This window comes from Rhodococcus sp. FG69 (assembly GCF_057808915.1).
The window spans coordinates 13603-39203 of the sequence record NZ_JBMDIX010000012.1; the positions used below are offsets into that span (position 1 = coordinate 13603).

General features: G+C 62.3%; 29 protein-coding genes. 9 read left to right on the forward strand and 20 right to left on the reverse strand.

Annotated elements, in window-relative coordinates; genetic code table 11:
- Positions 1-39 precede the first annotated feature (39 nt).
- The 3 genes from ACODSO_RS11415 to ACODSO_RS11425 all read right to left on the reverse strand — a co-directional run bounded on the left by ACODSO_RS11415 (position 40) and on the right by ACODSO_RS11425 (position 2065).
- Positions 40-906: an AraC family transcriptional regulator gene (locus tag ACODSO_RS11415; RefSeq protein WP_489037075.1), complete on the reverse strand. Its 867-nt coding sequence runs from the start codon at positions 904-906 to the stop codon at positions 40-42.
- Between the two features lie 63 nt (positions 907-969).
- Entirely contained in the window at positions 970-1590 is a 621-nt protein-coding gene (locus tag ACODSO_RS11420) for a class I SAM-dependent methyltransferase (RefSeq protein WP_489037076.1), read from the reverse strand.
- A 97-nt stretch (positions 1591-1687) separates the two neighbouring features.
- Positions 1688-2065: a winged helix-turn-helix transcriptional regulator gene (locus ACODSO_RS11425; RefSeq protein WP_489037077.1), complete on the reverse strand. Its 378-nt coding sequence runs from the start codon at positions 2063-2065 to the stop codon at positions 1688-1690.
- Positions 2066-2123: 58 nt separating this feature from the next.
- Between ACODSO_RS11425 and ACODSO_RS11430 the strand changes: the two genes are divergently transcribed.
- A complete protein-coding gene (locus tag ACODSO_RS11430; protein ID WP_489037078.1) occupies positions 2124-2870 on the forward strand; it encodes an SDR family oxidoreductase in 747 nt (248 codons plus the stop codon).
- Positions 2871-2934: 64 nt separating this feature from the next.
- Here ACODSO_RS11430 and ACODSO_RS11435 read toward each other — a convergent pair whose 3' ends face one another.
- The gene (locus ACODSO_RS11435; RefSeq protein ID WP_489037079.1) at positions 2935-3609 is read right to left on the reverse strand and encodes a GNAT family N-acetyltransferase; all 675 of its coding nucleotides are present in this window, start codon (positions 3607-3609) and stop codon (positions 2935-2937) included.
- A gap of 110 nt (positions 3610-3719) precedes the next feature.
- Positions 3720-4934, reverse strand: coding sequence for a Cmx/CmrA family chloramphenicol efflux MFS transporter (locus ACODSO_RS11440; RefSeq protein ID WP_489037080.1), 1215 nt, complete (start codon positions 4932-4934; stop codon positions 3720-3722).
- A gap of 520 nt (positions 4935-5454) precedes the next feature.
- On the opposite strand from ACODSO_RS11440, the gene ACODSO_RS11445 reads away from it, so the two are divergent.
- Together ACODSO_RS11445 and ACODSO_RS11450 are read left to right on the forward strand one after the other, a co-directional pair.
- Positions 5455-6729: an aminoacyl--tRNA ligase-related protein gene (locus ACODSO_RS11445; protein ID WP_489037081.1), complete on the forward strand. Its 1275-nt coding sequence runs from the start codon at positions 5455-5457 to the stop codon at positions 6727-6729.
- The gene (locus ACODSO_RS11450) at positions 6726-7118 is read left to right on the forward strand and encodes a VOC family protein (RefSeq protein WP_489037082.1); all 393 of its coding nucleotides are present in this window, start codon (positions 6726-6728) and stop codon (positions 7116-7118) included. Before ACODSO_RS11445 ends, ACODSO_RS11450 begins: the two co-directional genes overlap by 4 nt.
- Positions 7119-7128: 10 nt before the next feature.
- Here ACODSO_RS11450 and ACODSO_RS11455 read toward each other — a convergent pair whose 3' ends face one another.
- Together ACODSO_RS11455 and ACODSO_RS11460 are read right to left on the reverse strand one after the other, a co-directional pair.
- Entirely contained in the window at positions 7129-8736 is a 1608-nt protein-coding gene (locus ACODSO_RS11455) for an ABC-F family ATP-binding cassette domain-containing protein (RefSeq protein ID WP_489037083.1), read from the reverse strand.
- A gap of 177 nt (positions 8737-8913) precedes the next feature.
- Positions 8914-10272 (reverse strand): MFS transporter, encoded by a 1359-nt coding sequence (locus ACODSO_RS11460; RefSeq protein WP_489037084.1) that lies wholly within the window; start codon positions 10270-10272, stop codon positions 8914-8916.
- Between ACODSO_RS11460 and ACODSO_RS11465 the strand changes: the two genes are divergently transcribed.
- Entirely contained in the window at positions 10266-10667 is a 402-nt protein-coding gene (locus ACODSO_RS11465; RefSeq protein WP_489037085.1) for a winged helix-turn-helix transcriptional regulator, read from the forward strand. The two genes, ACODSO_RS11460 and ACODSO_RS11465, sit on opposite strands and share 7 nt — an antisense overlap.
- A gap of 16 nt (positions 10668-10683) precedes the next feature.
- Here the strand turns inward: ACODSO_RS11465 and ACODSO_RS11470 are convergent, their stop codons facing one another.
- From ACODSO_RS11470 to ACODSO_RS11490, 5 genes are read right to left on the reverse strand one after another with little or no spacing between them, the layout of a single operon-like run.
- Complete coding sequence (locus ACODSO_RS11470; RefSeq protein ID WP_489037086.1) at positions 10684-10917, reverse strand: PaaI family thioesterase; 234 nt, start codon at positions 10915-10917, stop codon at positions 10684-10686.
- Positions 10918-10943: 26 nt separating this feature from the next.
- Positions 10944-11156 (reverse strand): PLDc N-terminal domain-containing protein, encoded by a 213-nt coding sequence (locus ACODSO_RS11475; RefSeq protein WP_489037087.1) that lies wholly within the window; start codon positions 11154-11156, stop codon positions 10944-10946.
- A complete protein-coding gene (locus ACODSO_RS11480; protein WP_489037088.1) occupies positions 11153-12448 on the reverse strand; it encodes an alpha/beta hydrolase in 1296 nt (431 codons plus the stop codon). Before ACODSO_RS11480 ends, ACODSO_RS11475 begins: the two co-directional genes overlap by 4 nt.
- Positions 12445-13050 carry a TetR/AcrR family transcriptional regulator gene (locus ACODSO_RS11485; RefSeq protein ID WP_489037089.1) on the reverse strand — a complete coding sequence of 202 codons (606 nt, stop codon included), beginning with the start codon at positions 13048-13050 and terminating at the stop codon, positions 12445-12447. Before ACODSO_RS11485 ends, ACODSO_RS11480 begins: the two co-directional genes overlap by 4 nt.
- 47 nt (positions 13051-13097) lie before the next feature.
- Complete coding sequence (locus ACODSO_RS11490) at positions 13098-13706, reverse strand: DUF998 domain-containing protein (RefSeq protein WP_489037090.1); 609 nt, start codon at positions 13704-13706, stop codon at positions 13098-13100.
- 426 nt (positions 13707-14132) lie between these two features.
- Between ACODSO_RS11490 and ACODSO_RS11495 the strand changes: the two genes are divergently transcribed.
- Both ACODSO_RS11495 and ACODSO_RS11500 read left to right on the forward strand, forming a co-directional pair.
- Positions 14133-14495, forward strand: a complete 363-nt coding sequence (locus ACODSO_RS11495; protein ID WP_489037091.1) for a hypothetical protein — start codon at positions 14133-14135, stop codon at positions 14493-14495.
- 122 nt (positions 14496-14617) lie between these two features.
- A complete protein-coding gene (locus tag ACODSO_RS11500) occupies positions 14618-15520 on the forward strand; it encodes an alpha/beta fold hydrolase (RefSeq protein ID WP_489037092.1) in 903 nt (300 codons plus the stop codon).
- A gap of 287 nt (positions 15521-15807) precedes the next feature.
- Here the strand turns inward: ACODSO_RS11500 and ACODSO_RS11505 are convergent, their stop codons facing one another.
- The 5 genes from ACODSO_RS11505 to ACODSO_RS11525 form a co-directional block, all read right to left on the reverse strand.
- Entirely contained in the window at positions 15808-16443 is a 636-nt protein-coding gene (locus ACODSO_RS11505; protein ID WP_489037093.1) for a class I SAM-dependent methyltransferase, read from the reverse strand.
- A 2-nt stretch (positions 16444-16445) separates the two neighbouring features.
- Positions 16446-17822, reverse strand: coding sequence for an MBL fold metallo-hydrolase (locus ACODSO_RS11510; RefSeq protein WP_489037094.1), 1377 nt, complete (start codon positions 17820-17822; stop codon positions 16446-16448).
- A 132-nt stretch (positions 17823-17954) separates the two neighbouring features.
- On the reverse strand, positions 17955-18122 hold the full coding sequence (locus ACODSO_RS11515) for a hypothetical protein (RefSeq protein ID WP_489037095.1): 168 nt from the start codon (positions 18120-18122) through the stop codon (positions 17955-17957).
- 87 nt (positions 18123-18209) lie between these two features.
- Positions 18210-19289 (reverse strand): hypothetical protein, encoded by a 1080-nt coding sequence (locus ACODSO_RS11520; protein WP_489037096.1) that lies wholly within the window; start codon positions 19287-19289, stop codon positions 18210-18212.
- 172 nt (positions 19290-19461) lie between these two features.
- Positions 19462-19974: a hypothetical protein gene (locus tag ACODSO_RS11525; protein ID WP_489037097.1), complete on the reverse strand. Its 513-nt coding sequence runs from the start codon at positions 19972-19974 to the stop codon at positions 19462-19464.
- 105 nt (positions 19975-20079) lie between these two features.
- Between ACODSO_RS11525 and ACODSO_RS11530 the strand changes: the two genes are divergently transcribed.
- Both ACODSO_RS11530 and ACODSO_RS11535 read left to right on the forward strand, forming a co-directional pair.
- Positions 20080-20793 (forward strand): DsbA family protein, encoded by a 714-nt coding sequence (locus tag ACODSO_RS11530; protein ID WP_489037098.1) that lies wholly within the window; start codon positions 20080-20082, stop codon positions 20791-20793.
- A 7-nt stretch (positions 20794-20800) separates the two neighbouring features.
- Entirely contained in the window at positions 20801-21667 is an 867-nt protein-coding gene (locus ACODSO_RS11535) for a cytochrome c biogenesis CcdA family protein (protein WP_068372277.1), read from the forward strand.
- 18 nt (positions 21668-21685) lie between these two features.
- Here ACODSO_RS11535 and ACODSO_RS11540 read toward each other — a convergent pair whose 3' ends face one another.
- On the reverse strand, positions 21686-22783 hold the full coding sequence (locus tag ACODSO_RS11540) for a zinc-dependent alcohol dehydrogenase family protein (protein ID WP_489037099.1): 1098 nt from the start codon (positions 22781-22783) through the stop codon (positions 21686-21688).
- A gap of 180 nt (positions 22784-22963) precedes the next feature.
- Between ACODSO_RS11540 and ACODSO_RS11545 the strand changes: the two genes are divergently transcribed.
- On the forward strand, positions 22964-23275 hold the full coding sequence (locus tag ACODSO_RS11545; protein ID WP_338888631.1) for an NIPSNAP family protein: 312 nt from the start codon (positions 22964-22966) through the stop codon (positions 23273-23275).
- A gap of 4 nt (positions 23276-23279) precedes the next feature.
- Here ACODSO_RS11545 and ACODSO_RS11550 read toward each other — a convergent pair whose 3' ends face one another.
- Both ACODSO_RS11550 and ACODSO_RS11555 read right to left on the reverse strand, forming a co-directional pair.
- Positions 23280-24038, reverse strand: coding sequence for an SDR family NAD(P)-dependent oxidoreductase (locus ACODSO_RS11550; RefSeq protein WP_068372322.1), 759 nt, complete (start codon positions 24036-24038; stop codon positions 23280-23282).
- The gene (locus ACODSO_RS11555; protein WP_489037100.1) at positions 24035-25594 is read right to left on the reverse strand and encodes an acyl-CoA synthetase; all 1560 of its coding nucleotides are present in this window, start codon (positions 25592-25594) and stop codon (positions 24035-24037) included. Before ACODSO_RS11555 ends, ACODSO_RS11550 begins: the two co-directional genes overlap by 4 nt.
- Between the last annotated feature and the right edge of the window lie 7 nt (positions 25595-25601).

Genomic DNA, 25601 nt, shown 5'->3' on the forward strand with positions numbered 1-25601 from the left:
GGGAATTGCCTGCGACAGCTCGGATGGTGACCGCGGTCCCTAGTTTCGCTCCACCGGAATCCACAGCTCGCCCTTCCCCGAGCTCCAGTCCTCGGACTTCTCGGTGATGGTCAGCAGCTCCGGCCCCGGCACCACTTGGTATGGATTGGACGGGAACCACTCGCTGAACGCGTCGGCCCACAGTCGTTGCAGTGCGTCTGTGAGATTTTCCTGACTGGTGGCTTCGAACACAACCCACTTCGATGCAGGCACCGCCAGGTTGTCCCAGTCATCGTGAACGTGGCTGGCCGCCACGGCGAAGTAGTAGTCGAAAAGGCTTCCGTCCTCACGTTCGGACTCGAATCCGGTGCTGACGAACAAGATTTCAGGCAGATCCGGTATATCGGCAAGCATGCGTAGCTCTGTCCCAGTTCCCGAGGGAAGGCTTCGATGGAATTCGGTCATGGCGAGGTTCTCGCCCTGATACTTCAGCGGGATTCGGGTCTTCCTGCCGACAATTGAAAACTCCGGTAGATCTACGATGCGGTATCGCATGGTGCGCCGCCCTCCTATGGTGAGTTGAAATGACACGGCTTGCTGCGAACGAAGGACAGCTCCAGGGCGACGGGCCTGCGACGGGGTCATGCCGTTCATCTGCCGGAATGCTCGGCTGAATGCATCGCCCGACGAATACCCGTACTTCGCGGCGACCTCGAGTATGCCGGTGCCGTCGAGTATTTCCGCTGTAGCCAACGTCATTCGGCGGTTTCGGACGTACTGCGACAAAGACATGCCTGCTAAGGCGGAGAACACCCGCCTGAAGTGGTATTCGGACGAAAGGGTGATCCGCGCCAGCGTGGCGGGGTCTATCGCACCGTCTAGGTTGTCCTCGATGTAATCGAGTGCGGCGTTCCATCGTTCGAGCATCGCGTGTAAACCTTCCCTCGTTCTGATCGAAACGATAGGGGCGGGCGCGGTGTCGAGTCTCGACTATTCCTGCCGCGAATTGTCGTCCGAATTCGTGAGTTCGGCCAGGATGGCGGCGTGTGGCCGGTACTCGAGTCCGGTGCGCGTGTGGGTCTCGGCGATCGCGAATCCTGCAGCGTCGAGTTGCGCACTCAGCGCCCCGACGGGCCACCGGTACGCAGTGATGACCGCATGATCGAATGGTTCGAGGGCGGGGGCCTCGAAGAACCCGATCAGCAGTTTTCCGCCGGGCCTGAGCGCCCTCGCGAATTCTTCGAAAGCAAATCGAATATCGCCTGGGTCGTGGTGAATCAGCGAGTACCAGGCGAGTATCCCGGCGACGGAACCGGACTGCGCATCGAGATCCTCGGCCCGGCCGTCGTCGAACCGGCAGCTCGGGTAAGTGGTGCGTGCATGTTCGACGAAGGCGTGAGTCGAGTCGATTCCACGGACATCGACGTCGTGCAGTTGGAGGTGGTTGGTCCACTGTCCAGGCCCGCAGCCGACGTCGATGACAGGGCCAGCGATCGACCGAGCCCAATCGGTGACGAGTTGCTTGTCAGACGGGTGCACCATCTCCATCGAACCCACGACGCGCACATACTCCTCGGCGCGGTCGGCGTACGAGGCCTCGACATCTCCCATGTATAGAAGATAGTTCAGCGGTGCTGCTGCGAATGAAGTCTGGCGCAGCTGTCGGGCCTCGCGGCGTAACACAGTCATTTCGAGTTGAGGTGCTGGATCAGGAGTCTGAATTCGATCCTGGTCTCGGCGGCAGCGGAGTAGGGGATTGCGCTGCAGCCCATTCCGCGGACCACTGCCACAGGGGTTCGAGTGCCGCGCTGAGTGCAACACCCGCCTGAGCTAGCTCGTACGTCCGCGAGGGACTCTTCTCGATCAGTCCAGCGTCCTGGAGTTGTCTGAGTCGTTCTGCAAGCATGCTCGACGAGCAGTTGTCCATTCGCCGTCTCAGCTCCAGGAACCCAAGCTGTCCGGCCTCGAGTTCCCACAGGATCCGCAAACTCCACTTCTGACCCAGAAGGTTCATCGCCGCGTGCGCAGCCGCGGTTTCGTCGGCGTGGCCTGCAGGCGGTGGCGATGGAGTGTTTGCGCTTCTCATTCAGAAGCACCATACTCACTTCTGTTTCAGAAGCGTTCGGTGACGGTGAGGGGCAAGCATGGAGGCAAACCAGGATGGTTCGGGGCGAGTAAGTCTCGTGACGGGTGCATCGCGCGGGATCGGCGCCGAAATAGCCCGACTCGGCGGCGCCGCCGGAGACACGGTCGTGGTGAACTATCGCGAGAAGCGGCCGCGTGCGATCGCGGTGGCGGCAGAGATCGAACGCGCTGGAGGCCGGGCTCTTCCGATCGGCGCCGACCTGTCGGACGACACGAGTGCGTCGGCGATGATCGAAGACATCTCACGCACCTTCGGTCGTCTCGATGTGCTCATTTTGAATGCATCCGGAGGGTTGGAACGCGGGGCTGATCCCGACTACGCAATGCGTCTCAATCGTGATGCGCAGGTGCGTCTTGTCGAACTGGCCATGCCGCTGATGAAGCCGGGTAGCCGGGTCGTCTTCGTCACCAGTCATCAATCGCACTTCTACGGGCAGAAGCCCGTACCCGAAGACTACGAGCCCATTGCCCAGAGCAAACGGGCAGGTGAAGATGCGTTGCGAGAACGTATCCCGGAACTTCACAAGCGCGGAATCACGCTGACCGTCGTGTCGGGCGACATGATCGACGGGACGATCATCGTCCGGTTGCTCGAGCGACGGGATCCCGATGCCGTTTCCGGGCGGCGCGAACACGGAGCATTGCCGACTATCGAGGAGTTCGCGTCGGTAGTGGTCGATGCATCGCTCGCGCAGGTCGAGTCCGGGCACACCTTCTATGTAGGCGGCGACGACTATTTGTCTTGAACGACATGCGCCAGTGGTCGGGCGGGGTTGCGTCTCAGTCCGACTCGCAGGCGGCGGCGAGACGTCAGCAGGCAGGAATGTCCCACAAGCGGTAGTCGGCGATCGTGGTGAACCCCATGCCGGCGTACATCGGATAGCCCGGGGTGGTCGCCTGGAGCACCGCGGCGTCAGCACCACGGTCGAAGCCGTCCTTCATCGCCATCCAGGTGACAGCTGCACCGTAACCGGATCGACGATGGCCGCGTCGAACGGCGACGAAGTAGATGCCGATCGTGCTCTCGTTCTTCACTCCGACGCTCACTGCTACACAACGGCCGTCGATCCACCCCAAATTGAACCGGATCGAGTCGTCGGAGAGAGCGCGTTTGTGTGCGATCGGCTTCAGTACCGCCGGGTCCATCCGGTATCCCGCAGCCGCGCAATCGACGAACGCACGGAGATCGGCCACGTCGCCGGCAGTAGTGAATGTCAGCGCCGCGGAAGGAGGCGGCACAGCCGTGGCCGCCGGGATGGCCATGATCGGATACAGGGGTTGGCGCTCGATTCCTCGGTGTTCCGAATATTGCTGTGCTGCTGCACTATTCACGTGGCTGATGATCCGCCAGTCGACGCCGCGCCGGTCGAAAATCGCCTCGGCCGCGGAGAGCACTGAATCTTCGTCGGCCTCGAGGTGGAGTTGATTGAAGCCGGTGGCCGGGATGCCCGTCGCGACAACAGTTCCGCCGGATAGATCGTGCACTGCGCCGTCGCAGATCCGCGAGACATGCTGCCAGAATGCGAGGTGGTTGCCGTTGGCCGAGTGGATGTCGATTGTCTTCCCCTGATCTGCGGTCCGGTGCAGAAACGACGCTACCTCGCGCGCCTGAATGTCGACGACGGCGGTAGGTTTGCTCGCTCGTCACCTAGTCTGGCCCGAACGAGAGTGCGGTGTCGCGTCCATCCCGCCGCACCGACCGCGAGTGCGATCGCCACCAACGCCGCGCTCGACCACAGTGGCGCCCGGTAGCCCAGGCCCAATCCGATTGTGAGCGCTCCGAGCGCCGGACCCAGTGCGGCACCGACGTTGAATGCGACGGTCGCGAACGAGCCACCGAGCGTCGGGGCGTCGTCGGCGGCGTAGAGCACCTGTGAGATCAGCGTCGAACCGACCGCGAAGGAGAGCGCACCCTGGGTGAACAGCAAGGCCAGCGTCACAGCTGGATGGGAAGCAGCCCAGGCGAATACGATCCAGCCCGCGAGCAGCACCACTGCCCCGACGCTCAGTAGCGACAGTGGCCGTGCGTCGGCGAGCCTGCCCGCAACGCTGACTCCTATGAATGATCCGAGCCCGAACAGCCCGAGAAGCACAGGCAACCAATGTGAGTCGAACCCCGAGACGTCCGTCAGCATCGGCGCCAGATAGGTGAACGAGCAGAAGGTCGCACCGTTGACCAGCGCGCCGAGTACCAGCATGAGGACGAGCTTCGGGCGGCGCAACGATGCGCATTCTGCTCTGGCATTCGGGATGGATCGTGTCGGTGGATCCGACGGTGTCGCACACAAGATCGCTACGACTGCGGGTGCGGAAATCACCACGATCGCCCAGAACGAGGCGCGCCAGCCCCACAAGTCTCCGAGAATGGCGCCGCCTGGCACCCCGACTACGCAGGCAATGGTCACGCCCCCGAGGAGCACTGATGTCGCCCGTCCCTTCATGTCGGCGGGGACCATCGACATCGCCACGCTCAAGGCCACCGCCAGGAACCCGGCGTTGGCCAGCGCGCCGATGATGCGGGTGACCATCAGCACCTCGAAACTGACTGTGAGTGCGCCGATTACGTGCACCACCATGAATGTGATCAGGAACGTCAGAAGTGCTCGACGGCGCTGCCATCGAATGCTTGCGACAGCCATCAACGGTGCTCCGACGATCATCCCGACTGCGAAAGCGGAGGTCAGCAGTCCCGCTGCGGACACTGATACTTGTAGGTCGTGGGCCATGTCGGGGATAAGGCCGGACAGCATGAATTCCGATGTGCCTTGGGCGAATACAGCAAGACCGAGGACGTAGATTGCGAATGGCATCGTGAAACTCTCAATCCGAGATCGCGAGAGGCTGTGCGGGTACGTGACCCGCGAGAGCAGAGGACACGACGTGCGTCACAGTATGAGTGTGCGCAGCCGACTTTTCGACTCGAAGTTCAGAAGATAGAGGTGTGCCACCGATTGCGCACGCGAAGAGAACGGCCGCGGTTCAACGCGGTACTCGAGCGCAACGAGATGTGGCCACCGGACTACTTCCGGTGGCTAGAGTCTGGACGCCTTGGGGCTGGACACAGTTGCGAACGTAGCAAACGCCGCTCGGTGATGTCCACCGCATTCGATCCAGCAATGTCGGAGCCGTGCGATACAGGGTGGCGCATATCTGACTCGTCCTGTACTTTGCCTTGCATGATCGAATTCAGTTCATCCACGACGACGCCGGGAGATGCCGGTGTCATTGCGACGGACTGACTGAGTCGGTCCAACCCAAGCCCCGGAACAGCTCCGGGGCTTTTTGCATTCCTGGGGTCTGTGTCGGGATTCATCGATTCAGGAGCACTCTATGGACTACGACCACCGCGATCTCAATCGAAGTATGTCGATCTTCGCCACAGACCCTCAGGTTGGCTCGGGGGTGCCGATGTGGCTGCCATCGGGCGCGGCCATTCGCCACGAGCTCGAATGCCTGGCGCGGGAACTTGCTCATGCCGATGGCTGTGTCAGCGTCTACTCGCCGGTTCTCGGAAAGCGGGGCCTCTACGCGCGTTCCGGGCATCTGAGCAAGTTCAGCGAAGACATGTTTCCCGCAATGCAATTGGGTGATGATGACCTGATGCTGCGACCTGCGAATTGCCCGCATCATGCGTTGATTTTCGCTGCTGACAATCGTTCCTACCGCGACCTACCGATCAGACTGAACGAACTTGCCTCGATGTTTCGTGCCGAACGTTCCGGTGTCGTCTCCGGACTGAATCGGGTTCGCCAGATCAACCTCGACGATACGCATGTGTTCTGCAGGCCGGACCAGGTTTTGGGCGAAGTACAGCGAGCGCTACGGTCCGCTCTCCGCGCGCAACAGACTCTGGGTCTGCCCGTGGACTACGTACGACTGTCGAAGCGTGACGACTCCGGCTCGTGGCTGGGGAGTGCTACTCAGTGGTCCGAAGGCGAGGGTGACCTGCGGGCTGCCGGTACTCCGGTCGCCGAGGAGCACGGGATCGGTGTTGTCGAAGTAGCGGGGGAGGCAGCGTTCTACGGACCGAAGCTGGACATCCAATCGCGCACTGGGCGCGGAAACGAAGAAACCATTGCCACCGTGCAACTCGACTTCACTCAACCCGAACGTTTCGACCTGAAATACAAGGGCGAGGACGGGCATTTTCATCGGCCCGTGATGATTCATCGGGGAACCGTTGGATCCATGGAACGTGTGACTGCGCATCTGCTCGAGCACTATCGAGGCCGTTTACCGTTCTGGTTGGCTCCGACTCAGATCGCGCTGCTTCCCCTCGGCACCGAACAGGACGCGTCGGTGCGCAGCTTCGCCGACGATGCGATCGGGTTGGGACTTCGGGTGAGAATCGACCATGGAGGTTCACTCGGCTCGCGAATCCGTGACGCGCGCGCACGCCGGGATCACCTCATCGGTGTGGTCGGGCCGAACGAGGACGAGGCGAATACCGTCCAGATCACCGATGTCGTCGGAGGCGCCCGACTGCAGATCGAGCGATCGGAATTACTGGCACTGATGCACAATGCCCACCGCGCACGCCGGAGGGCACCGAACTGGCCGTCCTCCGAATCGAACTCGACCGAGCTGATAGGAACTAGCGAATGACCGCATTCGCGAAACTGTTCGCCGTTACCGTCGACTGCACGGACCCGGTGCAACTGGCCACGTTCTACCAGGGTTTCATCGGTGGACAGATCCGGTCGTCCAATCCGGATTTCGTCGTGCTCACCAGCCCCCACGACGTACGCATCGACTTCCAGCGCGTGGAGAACCCGGAGCCACGTCCATGGCCGAGTCTCGACGGACCGCGGCGCGTGCACCTGGACTTCGGCGTCGACGACCTAGCCGAGGCCGAGCGAAAATTGCTCGGCCTCGGTGCAGAACGTGCATCGCATCAACCGGGTGGTGACAGGTTTCGGGTATTCCTCGACCCGGCCGGGCATCCGTTCTGTGTCACAACATTCGAGACTGCAGCGGCTGTGCCAGATGCGTAGGCTGCTTTCCTCAGCGGCATCGTCCACCTGCCAGATCGAGGGTGTTCCAGGAGTCCGTGTCGCGGAGCATCTGCCGGTCGTGGGTTGACACCACCACCGCGGCTTCTGTTGCGTCGAGCGCTCGAGTCAACTCATCGACCAACCTGATGGACAGATGATTCGTCGGCTCGTCCAGCAGCAGCACATGCGGCCGGTGAGCCAGCGCGACTGCGAGGTCCACTCTGCGCTGCTGTCCCATGGACAGCTCACCGATCCGCTGATCGACCTCCCGCGAGTGCAGAATCCCCAGCGAGGACAAGGACGCTGAGATGTCTGCATGCGAGCGAAAGTACTCGCCTGCTCGGCGATCTGCGGGAAGAGATGATTCCTGGCGGAGCAGAACTATCCGCGTCCCGTGGGGTGCATGACGTCGTCCCGTCGTCGGGTGCAACTCTCCTGCCAATACGGCTAGCAGAGTGGACTTTCCGGATCCATTGGGTCCGGTCACCACGAACTTGGAACGAGCGGACAGAGCCAGTGAGACTGGCATGTTCAACCGCCCGTCGACGGTGACCTCCTCGGCATCGAGCAGCGACACCCCGCTCCGAGCCCGCAGCTCAGGGAACCGAAATCGTTGTGGGGGTGCGGGGATAGGCAACAACTGAGACTGCAACGCCGATTGGCGACGACGCACGTTCTGAACGAGACTGCCGGCTCGGGTCGCGCGTTGGTGCTTTCCTGTACCTTTCCCGGGCCGCCATCCACTGACAAGGCGATTCTGCGCGCTGCTGAGATCCTCGCGCAGCTTCGTCGTCTCCGCTCGCTGCTGTTCGTATTCCTGCTCCCACCGATTCGTTTCGGACTCTCGTCCCGACCGATAGCTCGCGTAGCCGTCTCCATAGGTACGGGGGCGACCGTCGGGCGTCGGATCGAGATCCACTATGTGTTGTGCAACATCGGATATCAGCGCACGATCGTGACTGACGACGACGACTCCGCCCGCTCTTGTCGACAGTCGTTCGGTCAGATAGTCCAAACCTACCCGGTCGAGGTGATTGGTCGGCTCGTCGAGCAGCAAGAAGTCGTCCTGTGCACCGAGCAAGCACGCCAGACGAACACGATAGCGCTGTCCTACCGATAGTTCGGTCAGGAGACGCGACCGATCGGATTCGGCTCCCAGACCGTCGAGTGCGATGTCCACTCGACGGTCTGCATCCCACGCTCCGAGGGTCTCGACGTGTTCGAGCGCTGAAGAATAGCGCTCGTCGGAACCCGGCTGTCCTGATGCTAGCCTGATCGTCGCTGATTCGAATTCTTTCAGTGCGGAAAGGGATTCGGCGATCGTATCGTCGATGACCTGGCCCACGGTTCGATCGTCGGTGGTGCGCAGTTCCTGCTCGGCGAGACCGAGGGTGCCGACGCGTGAGACGCTGCCGGAATCCGGAACGAGCGTCCCCGCAAGCACGTGGAGAAGGGTGGATTTGCCACGGCCGTTCTCGCCCACGATGCACAAGCGTGACGTCGGCGTGACAGTGAGGTCGACACCACTGAGTACGGGGGTGTCGTTATAGGTGACGGTGATGTCGGAGGCGATTAGTTGCGCGGACGAGCGCGCAGGAACAAGCGTCGAGTCAGGCATTTTTCTCCCGAAGAGCGCGCGTCACCCAAGGCAATCGAAGTTGGATGAGGGCGCGCGAGTTGACGGCCGACCGCAGGGGTCCGAGGTTCACGGATGACCGGAACTGTCCGTCACTCGAAGATCAAATGCATGCCGTCACGGTAGCAGCGGACTGACAATCGCGCACCGTCTTTTCTTTCAGTGCTGGACGTCCCTGCTGTCATCGTCTTTGGGAGTGCTGCGTACTTGTCGTCGATTCCGTGCTCCGTGGACCGCGAGATACAGGACGCTCAGACCGCACACCACTGCCCCCGCGCCGATAGGTGCCGCCGCAGAAGCTGCATCGATACTGACAGCGCCGACAAGAGATCCCACCGCAATGGACACGTTGAATACCAAGACATACAGCGAAGTTGCGGCCTCACGCGCGTGGGGCGCCGCAGCGAATACGGCCAGTTGTAAGAGGACAGGCAATGCGGAGTACGACAGGCCCCACATCGCGATTACCGGACCCGGAAGGATCGCACCGAGCGGCAATGTCAACAATACCAACGATGAGGTGAGCGCCGCGGTACCGATCAGCAGACCGTTGCGCTGGGGTCCCACGCGGCCGACCAATACGCTGGCCCCCGCATTTCCGATGACGCCCGCCACGCCGTATGCGAGAAGATAGATGCCTACCGACTCGGATCGAATGCCGAGTTCGCCGACCAGAAATGGCGCAATGAAAGTGTAGGCGGCGTAGTTCCCGACGACGACGAGACCGGTCACGCACAGAATCCCGCCGATGCCGTTCCCTAGAGAGGGGACACGCCACATTCGAACCGGTGTGGAGTTCGAGGGTTCGAGCGTCGGCAGCAACACGAAGACAGCGCAGGCCGCCAGTGCGGTGAAGACAGCAAGGACCGCGAACGCACCGCGCCATCCGACGAGGGATCCCAGCAATGTTCCTGCAGGAACGCCGAGTACGAGTGCAAGTGATATTCCGGACAGCACCACGGCCGTCACCCGGGCTGCCGACTTGGGCGGCACCAACCGAATGCGGACAGCTGCGACCATCGACCTCAGCAGGCCGTGGAAGACTCCAATTGCCAAGCGCACCAGCAGTAATACAGGAAAGGAGTTCACCATCGCCGTTGCTGCATTGCCGACGACGAACACACCGAGGATGACCAGCAGCAGGACCCGACGGTCGCAGCGGCGAGTGCGTGAGGTCATCGCAGGTGCGAGCAGTCCGGCAACGATCCCGTAGATCGTGACGCTCAATCCTGCAGTTCCCTCGGAGACGCCTAGTTCCGATGCCATGGTCGGGAGCAGCCCGATCGGGAGCATCTCGGTGGTGGTCACCGCGAATACAGCGACAGCGAGGGAAACTGCTGCGCTCCAGGCGCGTAGCGGTGAAGCACATCCCGGAGACTGACTCGCAGTGCCGTACATCGATCCCCTTCGAAGGCAATGAGCTACAGAATTTGCCACTACTATCGCGCACAAGGGAACCGAATGTAAGTAGGTACCTACGGGTGCCCTACTGCTCGACGGGGAGAAGTCACGTGACATCGATACACGAGGACGCAGAAGAGTTCGTGGCCGCGGCTCAGCACGATTCGTTCCTTGCGACGTGTAGCAGCCGGCTGCTGCTGGCCCGACCGGCGGACAAGTGGGTCACGTTGGTGCTGTGCGCGTTGACGGAAGGGCCCATGCGCCACTCTGCACTTGCACGAAAGATCACGGGGGTAAGTCAGAAGATGCTCACTCAGACCTTGCGGAACCTCGAACGAGTCGGACTACTGACCCGAACTGTCACCCCGACAGTTCCGCTGACGGTCGAATACGAGCTGACGCCTCTCGGCCTCTCGTTGGTCGATGTGTTTCTGCAGCTCAAACGGTGGTCGGATGCCAACATGGACGAGGTTGCACGGGCACGCCGAACCTACGATTCCCGCACGGGTTAATCCTGGTCGAACTGCACTACTCGAAAGTTTTGTGCACCTTCATGATAGTTCCCTGTGCAGCCGCGACGAGTCGCTCGTCGCGTCCGTCGATGGCGTACACGAGGCTCTGGCAGATCGCCTGTGTGCGTGTAGTCGACAGGGTCGAGGCCCGCGCGAGGACGTACTCGCCCACCGCAGGCTTGATGTAGTTGATTTTGTATTCGGCAGTGACTGCGTCGCCGCCGAGTGCCGCTTTGTGTGCAGTGGCCATGGCGTCATCAGTGGCGGCGTCGCCCGTCACTGCTCGGCACTCTTGGGTCGCGCCCAGAACCAGGCGAGCGCCCCGAAGATCGGTACGGCAAGCACCAGCACACACCACCAGAACTTCCCACCCAGCCGGTCGTGGGAGGTCCGCAGAATCGACACCCATGCGATACCGCAGAGAGCCAGCCAGATCAGCGCTATCGCCGACCATGCGAGGTCGAACGCAAGCGGCACTGTGGGATTCATTGTTCTTCCCTCTTCCTCTGGTGCGGGTTCCGCAACCCTACTGCGCGTAGGCGTCGACTCAATGCACCCACGGCCGCGTCCCACGCAAGCGTGGTGGCGATCAGGTGGGGCAGGAAACGCATCGGCGATCCGCGGACGGCCAGCGACCGGATTGCCGACGAATCCGAGGCGGTGGTCAGGCTGGCAGCCCGACCGTCGGTCATTCGCTCGATCACGTGTAGTGCGACCAACTGGTGGGTGTCGAGTGCACTGTGACCGCTGTCGATGACCACGAGATGTGCGTCGGGAAGGAGACTGACGGCGGATTCGGCCACGGGCCTCGGCGTTCGCAGATCGCGCGTGCCGGAGATGATGGAGGTAGGCCACTCGAAGTCGGGCATGTGCGCGGCAATGTCGAACGGTTCGGAGGCGAAAGGTGGGCACTTCGATGCGATGTCGATGAATTGTGGCGCAGGATCGAACGGCTGGCCATCCGGTGGCGGAGCGTAGTTGAGTTCGGTGAACGCGATCGCGCCGACCGGACCGAACTCCATCCAATAGGGCATGGCAGTGTCGTCGACGGTTTCGCTGCGACCGAGCTGCGCGACGAACGTCCAGGTGCGTCGTGCATCGCCGGTACGAGCGAGGGTGAGGAGTCGGCGTAGTAGTTCTGGCCCGCCGAATTCGTAGACTTTCCGCACGACATCGCATGCTTCGTCCTGGTCGACGCCGCCGTCGACGAGGTCGCGGAGCATTCGAGCGCAGTCCTCGAGTGCCGGTTCGTCTCCGTCCCACAGCAGTGACCGCGCGTGCGCGCCTACGACATGGTGATCGTGCGCCGACATCACCGTCGAGTCGAGCACCATGCCCGCCACCCGATTCGGGTGCGTGATGCCGAAGCCGCACGCCACATAGGTCCCATACGACGAACCGTAGATCACTGCGGCGTCGATCTCCTCGTGCTCGAGTACGGCGGCGATGTCGCTGATCACCGCCTCGATCGTGATCGCAGCGGCCGGGAGATCGTTCCCGTCGATGTCGCTGCGAGAGAGTCCGATTCCCCGATGTTCGATCATGATGGTGTCTATGCCGAGCTTCTTCGCCCGCGAGCGGAACCTGCGGTACGGCAGAACCGATGCCAGACCGGGCCCACCTGGCAGTACGACGACGGGAACCGCCGACCTCGGGCCAGTGCGAGTGTAGGCCAGGTCGAATGCCGGACCGGCGTCCGTCGCTGGCCGTCGGAGAGTCCGAAGCCCGGGAGCCGCGAGCGCAGTCTTGCGTAGGCGCGCATGTCGTCGGTCGCTCGTCATGCTCGATTGCTTCCGAGAACGCCCGCGAAGTGCCGGGCAAGCAGTCGGCGCCCTTCGGGCACGGTGGTGGGTGACCCGGGTGTGAGTGCCTCCATGGCGATACCCACCGTCAGCGCAATGGCGGTGTTGGCGGCGTCGTCGACCGAGTCCGCATCCAGCAGGCTTTCGTCCACGAAATGTCGCAACCATCGACGCATGTGCTCGTGTGACCTGGCTGCCGCGGCGGCCAGCAATCGCTGGTTGGACTCGGCCGGGTTCGGTCCCAGTGCGGATGAGTAGGAGGTGAACCAAAGGCGAAGTGCCGCAACATCGTCAAGATCATCGGGCAGGAACTGAGTGATCATGCTCGAGATGCGAGCATCCAGTGTCGCTGAGGTGTCGAGCACGACGGAATCGTCGATTACCGTGTCGACCCGCCGCGCGACGATGGCGTCGAACAGTTCTTTCTGGGTTGGGAAATAGTGCCGAAGGGTGCCGACTCCAACACCTGCTCTGTCGGCAGTAGCGCGAACGGTGACGGCGTCGAGACCGTCGGTATCCGCGATCGACGACGCCGCGGCGAGTATGGATTCGCGACGACCACCCCGGTCCTTCCCTGCCATTCGCCCACGCTAGCACGTCGTACTAGTACGTTGTATCAAATCGAGTGTCAGGACTGGCGAGTCAGAATCCCGACTGCAACCGTGATGTAGAAGACGTTGACCGAGAGGATGAAGATTCGCTCGGAGATGCCGAAGGCGTAAGGCCGCAGCGGACGAATGACGAGGGCTGCAACGAGTGCAACGAGCGAGATGAGCGCAATCCACGAAACGACGACCAGTACCGATCCCAGCGGTTCGTCGGTGATCGGGCGCAGCAGGTTCACGAAGTTGCTCATGCACGCGTAGCTGAGTGCAAACCAGGCGATCGCGGCCACGTAGTGCAGCCGACCGACGGTGGTGGACTTCTGCCCCTCCAGGTCAGTGGGCAGAAACGGAAGCACGACGAAGATCGCGGCGAGGACGACCAGGAAGATGGTGACCTTTGTGCGATCGTCCCAGTCGGGGAATCCCGTGATCACGGCGAGTGCAAGTGCACCCCAGAGGCCCGCAGTGACCCAGGTCATGATCGAACTCAACGTCCGAGTGGGACCGACGGCGTAGTCGCTGACGGCGTGTTCGACGATGTTGTATTCGCTCTTCACGACGTGCAAGGCGATGAAAAGCGCAAGGCGCACCACGCCGAAGACGAGTGCGACTGTGGCGAACACGGTGGTCATGGTGGTTCCTTCGTTCACGGATGCGGTAGTTTGGCCGAATCGTCCGATTTGCAGGGTATTTGACGCTCCGGCCGGTGTGCAGCACTCGAAACATACGGCAATCATGCGTTTTCGGGGAGACCGTACGAAGGGTCCGACGTGTTCTCCCGTGCCGAGTCGAAATCGGTTCGGAAGGCGATGAATCGACCACACAAGGCCTGTACAAGCGGGGTGTCGTTTGCGAAGTGGGCTGCGCGGGTAACAGGAACGAATGGTGACGTCGAACCGTCGCCGATCTCGCATAGATGATCCCGGGCGTGGGCCGGGGAGCACGACGCATCCAGCATGTGGTGCTCCCGAATTCCAATACTGCATCCAGGTCGGTTCTTGGTGACAGCAGTCGTGGACGGGTACGAGTCCGAATCCAGGCAACAGTGAGGCCAATCCATGACGAACGACGTCGAAAAGCGGTGGCACGACTCCCATGGCTTTCGATCTGCCGCGGTTTACACCGTTGCGGTGATCGTGTCGGCCGTGGCGATACTGGTCGCTTGCATCATGTGGGCGGTGTGGGGCACGAATGCGGGCGCCTGCGATGACGCAGCATTCGTTGTATGCGCGGATCCTGAACGGACGGTTCTCGTCACCGTTCCTCCGGCACTCCTGCTTGCAGGTGGAATAGGCGCGTTCGTACAGACCTACCGGGTGTGGCGCAGGGGCGGAGCGTGGCCGATCTGGCAAGGAGCCGGGTGGGTGATCCTGGTCTTCATGGTGATCTACATGGGAATGGCAGTCAGTGTTGATCGCTGAATATCCAGCGGCTCCACCGCAGTGGCGCGGGTGGGTGTCCCAGGATGCACTTATTCGTGCCACTGGCGGCGGAGCCGCCAAGGAATCGACGTCGGAAGTTGAACTGAGAAGGATGTCATTCAGTGTTGAGTGAAGATACGTCGGGCGCACGCGCCGTGCCGCGCACACGTGAGCTCGCGAGTCACCGGGTCCGGTTCGTCGACCACGGCAGCGGCCCGACGGTGGTGTTGGTGCACGGGCTGATGGGCACATTGCACGACTGGGATCCTCAGATTGCCGACTTGTCAGCGCACTTCCGGGTCATCGCGGTGGATCTGCCAGGACACGGTGAGTCCGACAAGACCCCGGGAGACTACTCGTTGAGCGCGCACGCTGCGACCATCCGCGACCTCCTCGTCGATCTCCGAGTCGACTCGGCCACGATGGTCGGGCATTCGTACGGCGGAGGGGTGTCGATGCAGATGCTCTACCTCTTCCCCGAAATGGTGGACGGTATCTGCTTGATCGCCAGCGGAGGTCTGGGACAGGAAGTGAACCCCGTGCTGCGAGCGGCATCGATGCCGGGTAGCGGTATCGCGATTCCGTTCGCCGCGTCCCCTCTTGTCCGCGGTGTGCTCGGTGGTGTGCTCGGGGCCCTCAAAGGGCTTCGGGTCTTCACTATGAGTCCGGGGGATCGCCGCGCGTGGAGGAACTTCGCCTCGATGTCCGACGCGCCTACCCGCCGAGCTTTCCTCTCGACCGCCAGATCGGTGATCGACTACCGCGGACAGATTGTCAGCGCCGCCAGGCTACTGTCGTCGTTCGCCGACGTGCGGGCGCTGCTGGTCTGGGGTGACGGCGACGCCATCATCCCTCTCGCCCATGCACATTCGGTTCGAGATCAGATGCCCGTCGGAACCGTCATCGAAGTCGTCTCCGGGGCCGGCCACTTCCCGCACCTCGACGAGCCCGAACAATTCGCGTCGGTGTTTCGTACGTTCATGTCCTCGGCCGACGAACACGCCCCACCGCAAGTGGGGGCGTGAAAGCGCTGGCTCGCGCACACTCCCTGACCGGCCCGTGCACTTCACTATCGAAGGGGCCACCCGACGTCCGGCGCGATGTTCCAAACGCGCTGGGCTTTCGTCGCCGGCGGAATGTGCCTGCGTTAGATACACACCGTCTGCTCGTTTACAACACTCCTGTGCGTTGTAAACAAGAAATGTTGTTGCAAACGCAGGGGGATGAGTACTCATCCGAGCACAGATGGCTCGGCTCATTCGTTCGCTGGCACCAGTTTGAACGTCTCGAACTCCCCTAGCGCTCAATGCGATCAGGAGGACTTTCGGGCCTGCAGACGTTCCACGAGCCCGAGGGTGAACCGTTCGATCTTCTCGACGGAGAAGTTCTCGTCACCGTCGACGACGAGTGACGGACGGCGAAGGAAGTGCTCGCCGCCGACTGGGACGCTGATCAGTTCCACAAGTCGTTGTAGCCATCGAACGGGTCGGACGGACGATACGACGTGGTCGGCGAGCAGCAGGGTTCCTCCGGGCCGCAAGACTCGTGTCATTTCGGCGAGCGCGTCGTCGGGGGAGGGGATGGCACACAGGGAGAAGGTACAGACAACGGTGTCGAACGATGCGTCGGGGAATTGCAGATGGTGTGCGTCGCCGAGAACGAGTCGAGCATCCGGCATGACGTTCGCGGCGCGGATCTGTGCGAGCGCGAGCATGTCCGGACTCAGTTCGATTCCTGTCAGAACCGTGCCGGTTGGGTAGTGATCGAGATTGAGCCCCGTCCCGACAGCGACTTCGAGGACCCGGCCACTGGCACGCGAACAGATCCAAGATCTGGTGTCCCGAAAAAGTACACGATCGAGGAACGTCATGTGCTTGTCGTAGGTAGCCGACTGCGAGTCCCAGTAGCGCTGCCATCTGACGAGACGGCGCGTCGATTCGTCTGGCATCGTCAGCCGGCTTCCGTCGTGATCCCAGCGTCGACCGCGTTCGAGTAGTCATCGTCCACGAGCACCACGTCGCGTCCTGCCCGGTCGAGAAGACTGGCCGCTATGGAGGCGCGATATCCGCTGGCGCAGTGCACCCACAGTTGCCCAGCCGGGAGGGTGTCGAGGCGTTCGAGCAAATGATGCATCGGAACGTGTGCTGCGCCGGGGATATGTCCGGCGTCGTACTCATCGTCACGCCTTACATCGAGAATTACCGAATCGCCGTCGGTTGCGTCGTCAGCGGCGACGACGCTGGCCGGCAGTTCGGCGAAGGTGTGCACCGGGTACGACGAGAGCGGGGTGTCGCCACTGAGCTCCTCAGCGGAACCTGTTGCTGCGCCTTGCAATTCATCGACTCCGATGCGCACCAGCATTCGCTGTGCGTCGGCCACCTGTTCCGCAGTGTCACCGATCAAGGACAGAGGTGTCCCCCAGGGCATCAACCAGCCGACGTAGGTGGAGAACTGGGTTCCCAGTGCTATCCCGACACTGCCGTGAACGTGGGATGCCGCGTACGCGGTCTGGTCTCGCAGGTCGACGATCCATTCGCCCGCATCGATGCGAGTGCGTAGCTCGTCGGCGTGAAGCGGACTCGGGGGTGTGAGGTCGGGAGCCGTAGGACCTTGGCGGTTCAGCGCACCCATGTGTGCGTAGTAGGCCGGATAGGCCGTCAGATTGGCGATCAGCTTTTCGACGAATGCATCCTCGTCGTCGGTGGTCAACGCGTCGTTGCGTTGTTTCTCTTCTCCGATGGTTCCGCCGTCTCCGCCCGCTGCCGATCCCGACGAACAAAAGCTGCCGAAGCCGTGGGTAGGGAAAACCTCTGTCGCATCGGGAAGTTCGGCGGCCAACCGTCGCGCGGAGTGGAACTGGGCGCGAGTGAGTTCGTCGGTGCGTGCGACATCGACCAGGTCGGTTCGACCCACCGAGCCGTAGAGCAACGACCCTCCGGTAAAGACGGCGGGTGTCTCATCGCCCTCGCTGATCACGTACGACAGGTGAGTGTCGGTATGACCGGGAGTGGACAACACTCGGACGGTCATCTTTCCGACGGCCAGCTCGTCACCGTCACGAACAGCGTGTCGCTCGAACGAGACCTTGTCGTCGGCGTTGACGACGTAGGGGCAGCCGTTGCGTTGCGCGAGGTCGTATCCGCCGGTGACGTAGTCGTTGTGTATGTGGGTCTCGACGACCATCGCGCACGTGACGCCATGTTCGGCGAGGACTTTCTCGACGCGATCGATGTCGCGTTGTGGATCGACCACAACGGCGGAAGTTCCGTCGTGGACAAGATAGCTGCGGTCTCCGAGGTCTTCGGTCGAGATCACTTCGACGTGCACGACGATCACTCCTTGATGGTTGTACCAACGTACCTACTCAGCGTCTGAATAACGCTTGACCAGGGCTTGCTGCTCTGCGGCTCACGATGACGGGCGTCTTTCCAGTCAAACACCTGCTCGGGCGCAGCGCGACTATTTCTTGGAGAACATGCGGGACAGGAATCCCGGCGATTTCGGATCGGCGGCGTGTCCTTTGCATCGATCGGATGCCGGAACGCCCCGCATCACTTGGTCGACGTGTTGGCCGCAACCCGCCCAGGTGGTCTTTCCACACTTCTTACATTTGACTGCCCTGCACATGGCATCTCCTTCACTTGTCGAGCAATTCACCCGACTATACCCCATGGGGTATATGAACGGCGGCGGTCGCGGAATTCGGCGGGGTTCTCAGAAGTGGGGTACGACCTTGAACGCGGTGTACCCGCCGGTATCCGCAGCCAGTGCGACACCGTTGGACGTCACCACTGTCGGCGCATCGCCTGGTGAAGTGCCGGTGACGCGGCCGGTGGCCGCATCGATGGCGGTCACATCCGATTTCGAGCCGCCGTACACGACTCCGCCGACGAGTGTGAAGCGGTACGCGCCGGGAAATTGATCGGCGGTGAACCCTGTGGTGCCGTATTGCTCGAACAGAACCGCGATACCGTCGTCGGTGAGGTCATCGGTAGTGATCAGGGTTGATCCGCTACTGGCATCGGCAACAACCGTCATCGGGGTGCGAGCACCACTTACCCATCGGACTTCGGCGTCCGAAAGACGGTAGACCGCTTGGATCGGCTCGGAACGAGTAGGGATTGTCCACGCAACGATCACCGAGTTGCCCGCGGCACCGATGAATCGTGCGGATCCGGCTAGAGCTGCGGGCGGCGGTGTCAGCGTTTCGGTGGACCAGGCAGTGTTCCCGGTATCGACGGTGACGATTCGCGCGTTCTCGCCGTCGGCGACGACCGCGTGTCCGCCGAATTCTGTGACCGCGCCACTCAGGTCGATGGTGTGTCCGTCGGCTGCCGATACCGCTCCCTCTGCTGAATTCGATTCTGCAGCATTGTAATCGGCGTCGATCAGGAGCCCGGTCCCGGTCAAGCAGCCCTGGGTGCGGACAGGGCCCCACACGATTTCACCGGTCCGGGTGTCGCGTGCGGTGAGATAATCGATGTTGTCGGAGTCGGTGTCGCCGACGTCCTGGGTGATCAGTAGTTCACGACCACGGACAGATGCGACGGCGAACTGTAGGCGGTTCGCCGGCACGTCGACCCCGAACCGTGGTGCGCCGGTGTCGCCGAGTACCTGCACTGTCGCCGAATCGGATGCCTCTGTGTAGCCCAGTATTCCGGCGAATCCTTCGTCGACAACCTGGGGCGTCGAGATGAACGGGACCGACCACAATGGGGTTTCGAGGAATCCGGGAGGTGAAATCAGTTGCGACGTCGACGGATTCTCGACCGCGACTGCATTCGAACCGTTCACCTCGGCGACCGTTGATCGACTGCATCCGGAGAAACTCGACACAGCGCAGATTCCCGCTGTGGCGATGGCGGCGACTCGAACGCTTATTGGCAAGTCGGTCAGAATGTTTCGATCCTCCAACCTTTGTCCTTTTTTGAGGTGCCAAGAGCGGCGTGCGTCGAGGGCGCTCAGGTCATACCGAGCACGACGATGTAGTGCAGTCGCGTCTGCGCCATCGGAAGACCACGGCTGCCACCAACATTGTCAGCGATACGCCCGCAAGAATCGGTTGTATCGGCGCCCACAGCCCCAATGCGCCTGATGTGCCGAGCGTGAGGAGGACGAGCTTGTTGCACACGGGACAGCCGACGGCGAAGAAGGTCAGCACTACTCCGAGAGCGGCCGGAGTGCCGGTGCGCTCGGACTGCTCGGGCTTGTCGATACCGAACCACACGGCGGTCAACACGGCCGTAGCCAGCAGGACCGGGAGCTCCCATGCCCGCACCGGAACCTCGCGGCCGAACACCGGGGTGTCGATGATGTCGGTGGGAATCCCGACCACGAGCGTGGCGATCACCCCGGTCAGGGTGCCGCGCAGTAGTCGCATCCCCCACCTGCTGGGTCGTCCGGCTGCGCTGAGTTCCCGACTATCGGGAACTACAGCGACATTGACGTCGCGGCGTACGGACGTAGTGGGCTCAGGCATGAACTGGATTCTCCTACGGGTCGTAGTTGTGTGCGTAGGGTGTGTCGTGAGGGTATACCCGGATGGGTATATTCGCCAGCATCGCCGACTACCGAAAGGTATTGCATGACTTCGCCATCTCGTTCCACCCGCCGCCGAGACGCCTGGCTTCTTGGTATCGCCGTGCTGGTGGCTGCCGTCCTTGTGGGAGTTCTGGTGGTCGGAATGCGCGGTAGCGACGAACCGCAGGCGGCCGCGGACGGGGGAGCGAGTGCGATACAGGAGATGGGTCCCCTAGGGGACCTCGCGCGCCGCACGGTCGACGATCCGATGGCCCTCGGTGAGGTCGATGCGCCCGTCGTGATGATTGCGTTCTCGGATTTGCGGTGCCCGTTCTGCGCCCAGTTCAGTCGGGAGACCGAGCCACAATTGATCGACCGGTACGTCGACGCCGGCACCCTGCGCATCGAATGGCGTGATCTCCCGATTTTCGGGCAGCAGTCCTTCGACGCCGCTCGAGCCGCTCGAGCCGCCGCGGCCCAAGACAAGTTCTGGGAGTTCACCCATGCGGTCTACGCCGACGCACCCGAGACCGGGCATGCAGACCTGACCATCGAATCGCTCGAATCCTATGCTCGACAGGCCGGTGTCCCAGATCTCGCACGATTCACCGACGATGCCACCGGAACCGAGTTCGACGCCGCGATCACCGCGGACGCCAACGAGGCGCAATCGCTCGGTATCCCGGCCACACCGGCGTTCTCGGTGAACGGCGATCCCGTTCTTGGAGCGCAACCGTTCTCGGAATTCGTCGACTTGATCGACGCTGCGGCCGGATAGGGACCTGATGTCTCAGATCGGTCTTCTCGGAGCATTCCTCGGCGGACTTCTGGCCCTGGTCAGCCCCTGCTCGGCGTTGCTGTTGCCCTCGTTCTTCGCCTACGCGTTCGGCGGAGCCGGCAAGCTCGCCGGCCGCACCGGGGTCTTCTACCTCGGGCTTGCCGCGGTACTGGTCCCCCTCGGAGCCGGAGTCGGTGCCATCGGCTCCGCCATCACCCAATACCGCGAGATCACCACGATGATCGGCGGAGTGATCATCATCGGACTCGGGGTGATGATCATCGTCGGCCGCGGATTTGCACTGGGTTCGGCGCAGCGAGCAGCCGCACGCATCGACGTCTCCTCCACCGGCTCGGTGTTCGCGCTCGGAGCGGTGTACGGGCTCGCAGGCTTCTGTTCCGGGCCGCTGCTCGGCGCAGTGCTGACGGTTGCGGTAGCCGGCGGGCAGGCGATGTACGGCGGGGTCCTGATGGCGCTCTACGCAGCGGGGATGGTGGTTCCCTTGTTCGTTCTCGCCCTGGCGTGGGACCGATTCTCGCTGGGCTCGCGAACATGGTTGCGCGGCAGAGAAATTCAAATCGGTCCAGTACGCACCCACACCACGTCTTTGGTATCGGGTTTGCTCTTCGTCGGCATCGGTGTGTTGTTCCTGCTCACGGAAGGAACCGCCAACCTCGGTGGAGTGATGGGCGTCGACAGTCAGTACTCGCTTCAGGTGTCACTCGGCAACATCAGCGATTCGGTGTCGAATACGGCGGTCCTGCTCGTCGGAGTGCTGGTGATCATCGCGGTCCTGGCGGTGCGGATCGTTCGCAGCCGTAGCCGCGAAACCGAAGACGTGGTGCCCGCGAAAGGCGACGACGGGACGACGTGAGATACCGCGCAGATCGACCTATTCGGCTACCAGGACCAGCTTGCCGAACGCCCCACCGCTCTCCAACCGGTGAAGGGCCTTCGCGATCTCGGTCTCGGACGTTGCACTGGACACGGAATCGACCACGGGCCGAATGCCGTGCTCGTCGACGAAAGCTGTCAGCTGCTCGTACATCTCGCGTGATCCCGTCTCGACTCCGTGGATCGTGACGTTGCGGGTCACGAAGTCGTAGGTGTTGATCGACGCCGACAGGCCGGCTATCAGACCGATGAAGCTGATACTTCCGCCGACTCGAACCGACCTCAGAGAGACGTTGAGATTTTCCCCACCGACGGTCTCGACCACATGGTCGACGCCACGCCCGTCGGTCCAGTCCAGAACGCTCTGCGCAACGTCGTCGCGTCGATAGTCGATGGTGTGCTCGGCCCCGAGTGCGCGCACCTGTGCCAGCTTCTCCTCGCTGCTCGACGTCACAGCCACGCGGGCGCCCAGAGCTGTAGCTAGTTGGATCGCGTGGAGTGCAACGCCTCCGGTGCCGTGGACGAGCACGGTCTGTCCAGCCTCGACCTGTCCTCGGACCACCACTGCGTGCCAGGCCGTGAGAGCTGCGACGGGCAGTGTCGCCGCCTCTGCAGTGGTCAGTGTCCGCGGCGGCTCGGCTGCCTCGTCCTCGTGGACCACGACGTATTCCGCAAGCAACCCGCGGTTGACCGGACCACCGACCGGCAAGACGTACTTCTCGTCGCTGAGTTCGCCGTTCTGCCAGTGCGGCAGGAACATCGGCGAAACTCGACCACCGAGATCGAACCTCGTCACACCGTCCCCGCGCGCTACGACGACACCGACGCCGTCGGACAAAGGCACGACTGGACGTGGCGGACTCCATCCGTCCTCGCCGTTGATGACGAGAAGGTCGCGATAGTTGAGTGACCATGCGCGCATCCGAAGAAGAACCTGGTGTTCGCCAGGGGAGGGCACCGCCACAGCGGTACGTCGAAGGGTGTCTGTTCCGTGACCGTCGGTGAGCCACGCGAACATCGATTCAGGTACTACCGTTGAAGGATCGTGGTTCGTCATGGCACCGTGGATGTTGTGGTTCCAACGTGTTGTGGTCACCTGTCCACTGTGGCGTCGCCTCCGCGAGAAATCAATACCGATCGGTATTGTCGTGGGCAAGAGTGACCTTGATTGGCCCATGGGTGCAGTCCACGGCTGAGGAACTGGCTATCGATTCCACCTTGTAAGGCCCCAGAATGGGACTACCAGTCCGCTGCACAACCTGCCGAAAGATGAACGATGATCTCAATACACCTGCGGTACGAGATCGACCCCGACCGACTCGACGACTTCCGCGAGTACGGCCGTCGATGGATTCCTCTCGTCGAGCGGTTCGGCGGTCGACATCACGGCTACTTCCTGCCGAGCGAAGGTGACAGCGACGAAGCGTTCGCGCTGTTCACCTTCGACTCACTTGCGGCCTACGAGAAGTACCGACAGGATTCCGCCGTAGACCCCGACTGCATCGAGGCATTCCGGTTCGCTCGGACCACGGGATGCATCAGGCGCTACGAACGCCGTTTCTTGTCACCGTTGTTTGCGGGTGAGTGAAGACCTAGACGAGCGACGCCGACAGGCCCCCGTCGAGAATGTAGTGGCTTCCGGTGATCCACGACGCTTTGTCGTTCGACGCGAGGAACAGCGTTACCTCTGCGATGTCCTCGGGTGTTCCCAACCGTCCTTGTTTGGCAGCGACGAGATCGCCGAACGGCATCTGGGTAGCGGCTTCGAAGTCCGGGACCAATCGATCGACCATTGCAGTGTCGGCGAAGCCGGGGCATACGGCGTTCACCCGGACTCCCGAGGCTCGCATCTCGATGGCCGCGACACGCGTGAGCTGAATGACCGCAGCCTTTGTGGCGCAATAGGAACCGAGTAGCGGGCTGCCGCCGACGCCGGCGAGTGAGGCGATGTTGACGATGTTGCCCTTCGACTCGACCAGCGGGCCGATCGCGGCCTTCATGACCAGGAACGGGCCCTTCACGTTCACGGCATAGATCTTGTCGAAGCTCTCCGTCGACTGCTGCAGCAGCGGCGACGAGATTTCGATACCGGCGTTGTTCACCAGGATGTCGAGTCCGCCCAGAATCTCCACGGCCTGCGCGACTGCGGTCTGCACCTGGCCCTCATCGGAGACGTCGCAGTTCGCGATGCCTGCAGCGCCGATCTCCTCGGCGGCCTTGGCTGCCGCTCCCTCGTCGACATCGCTGACGACGACGCGTGCACCACGGTCGATGAACATCTTGGAGATGGCTTTTCCGATGCCGGCGCCGGAGCCGGTGACGAATACTCGCTTGCCCTCGAACTCGGTCATGGTGTGCTTCCTTTCGATGATGCTGAGAGTGTCATGGTGGTGCGCACTTCGGTCTTGAGAACCTTCCCGACCTTCGAACGGGGAAGGTCGGTCCATATCTGAATCTGTTTGGGCGCCTTGATGCTGCCTATTCGCTTCTTCACGAAGTCGATCAGTTCTTCTCCTGACGCTTCGCGGCCGGGACGAAGAAGAACTGCAGCGGTGACCCGTTCACCCCACTTTGCGTCGGGTAGGCCGACGACGGCACTTTCCTTGACCGAGGGGTGGGACAGCAACGCCTGTTCCACCTCGGCCGAGTAGACGTTGAAGCCACCCGTGATGATCATGTCCTTCGCCCGGTCGACGACGTAGAGATAATTGTCGTCGTCGAGATACCCGATGTCACCGGTGTGGTGCCAGCCATGCGCACCGACTTCGGCTGTGGCGTCGGGATTCTCGTGGTAGCCCTGCATCACCAGAGGGCCGCGGACGACGATCTCGCCACGCTCGCCGCGCCCGAGCAGTGCACCGTCGTCATTCATGATCGCGACCGACGTCAGCGGTGTCGGTTTGCCGGCGGAGGTCAGCCGCTCGATGGCGATGGAGCCGTCACTGCGGAAGTGATCGGCCGGTGCGAGCGTGGCGATCATGTTGGGTGCCTCGGTCTGTCCGAACAGCTGTCCGAGAACGGGCCCGATTCGGGTCAGGGCCTCCTCCAGCCGCGTCGGTGACATCGGTGCTGCGCCGTACCATAGGCACCGTAACGACGACAGGTCCGTTCCGTCGAGATCCGGATGATCGAGTACACCGTAGATGACCGTCGGAGGAAGAAATGCGTGCGTGATGCCGTGCTTCTCGATCAGGGACAGAAACTTCCCGACGTCGGGGGCCGGCATGACGACCACATGTCCTCCGAGGCTGAGGACGGGGAACGTCAGCACTCCTGCCGAATGAGTCAGCGGCGCGAGCGCTAGGTATTGCGGACGTTCACCGAAGGGATAGCTCATCAACGCCGTCGCCGTGGAGGTCATCATGTTCTCCTCGGTCAGGCACACGCCCTTCGGTCGGCCCGTGGTGCCGCCGGTTCCGGCGATCATGCACAGCCCGTCGGCAGGCCGTCTGTCGGCGACCGAGTCGGATCCGTGTTCGGCGAGCCACTGCTCGTACGACAGTGCGCCCGGCACCTCCCCGTCGAGACATACGATCCATTCCAGTTGTGGCAACTGGTCGCGGATACGAGCAACAAGTTCGGCAAAAGCGCTCTGAAAGAACAAGAATCGGCAACCGAACAGGTCGAACAGTTGACGGTTCTCGTCTGCCTCGTTGCGCGGGTTGATCGGGCACCACACTGCACCTGCTCGCGAGATCGCGAACACGCACGTCAGCGCGAGCGGATCGTTGGCGGACAGCACTGCCACACGATCGCCCGTGTCGATCCCGGTGTGTTGCAGTGCGCTGGCGATCCTCACCGTGTCGTCGTAGACCTCCCCGTAGCTTCGGGTTCGGTCACCCATGGTCAGACACGGTGCATCTCGGCCCAGTGATACCCCTTTGTCGAGGTAGTCGGACAGCCTCATCGGCCCT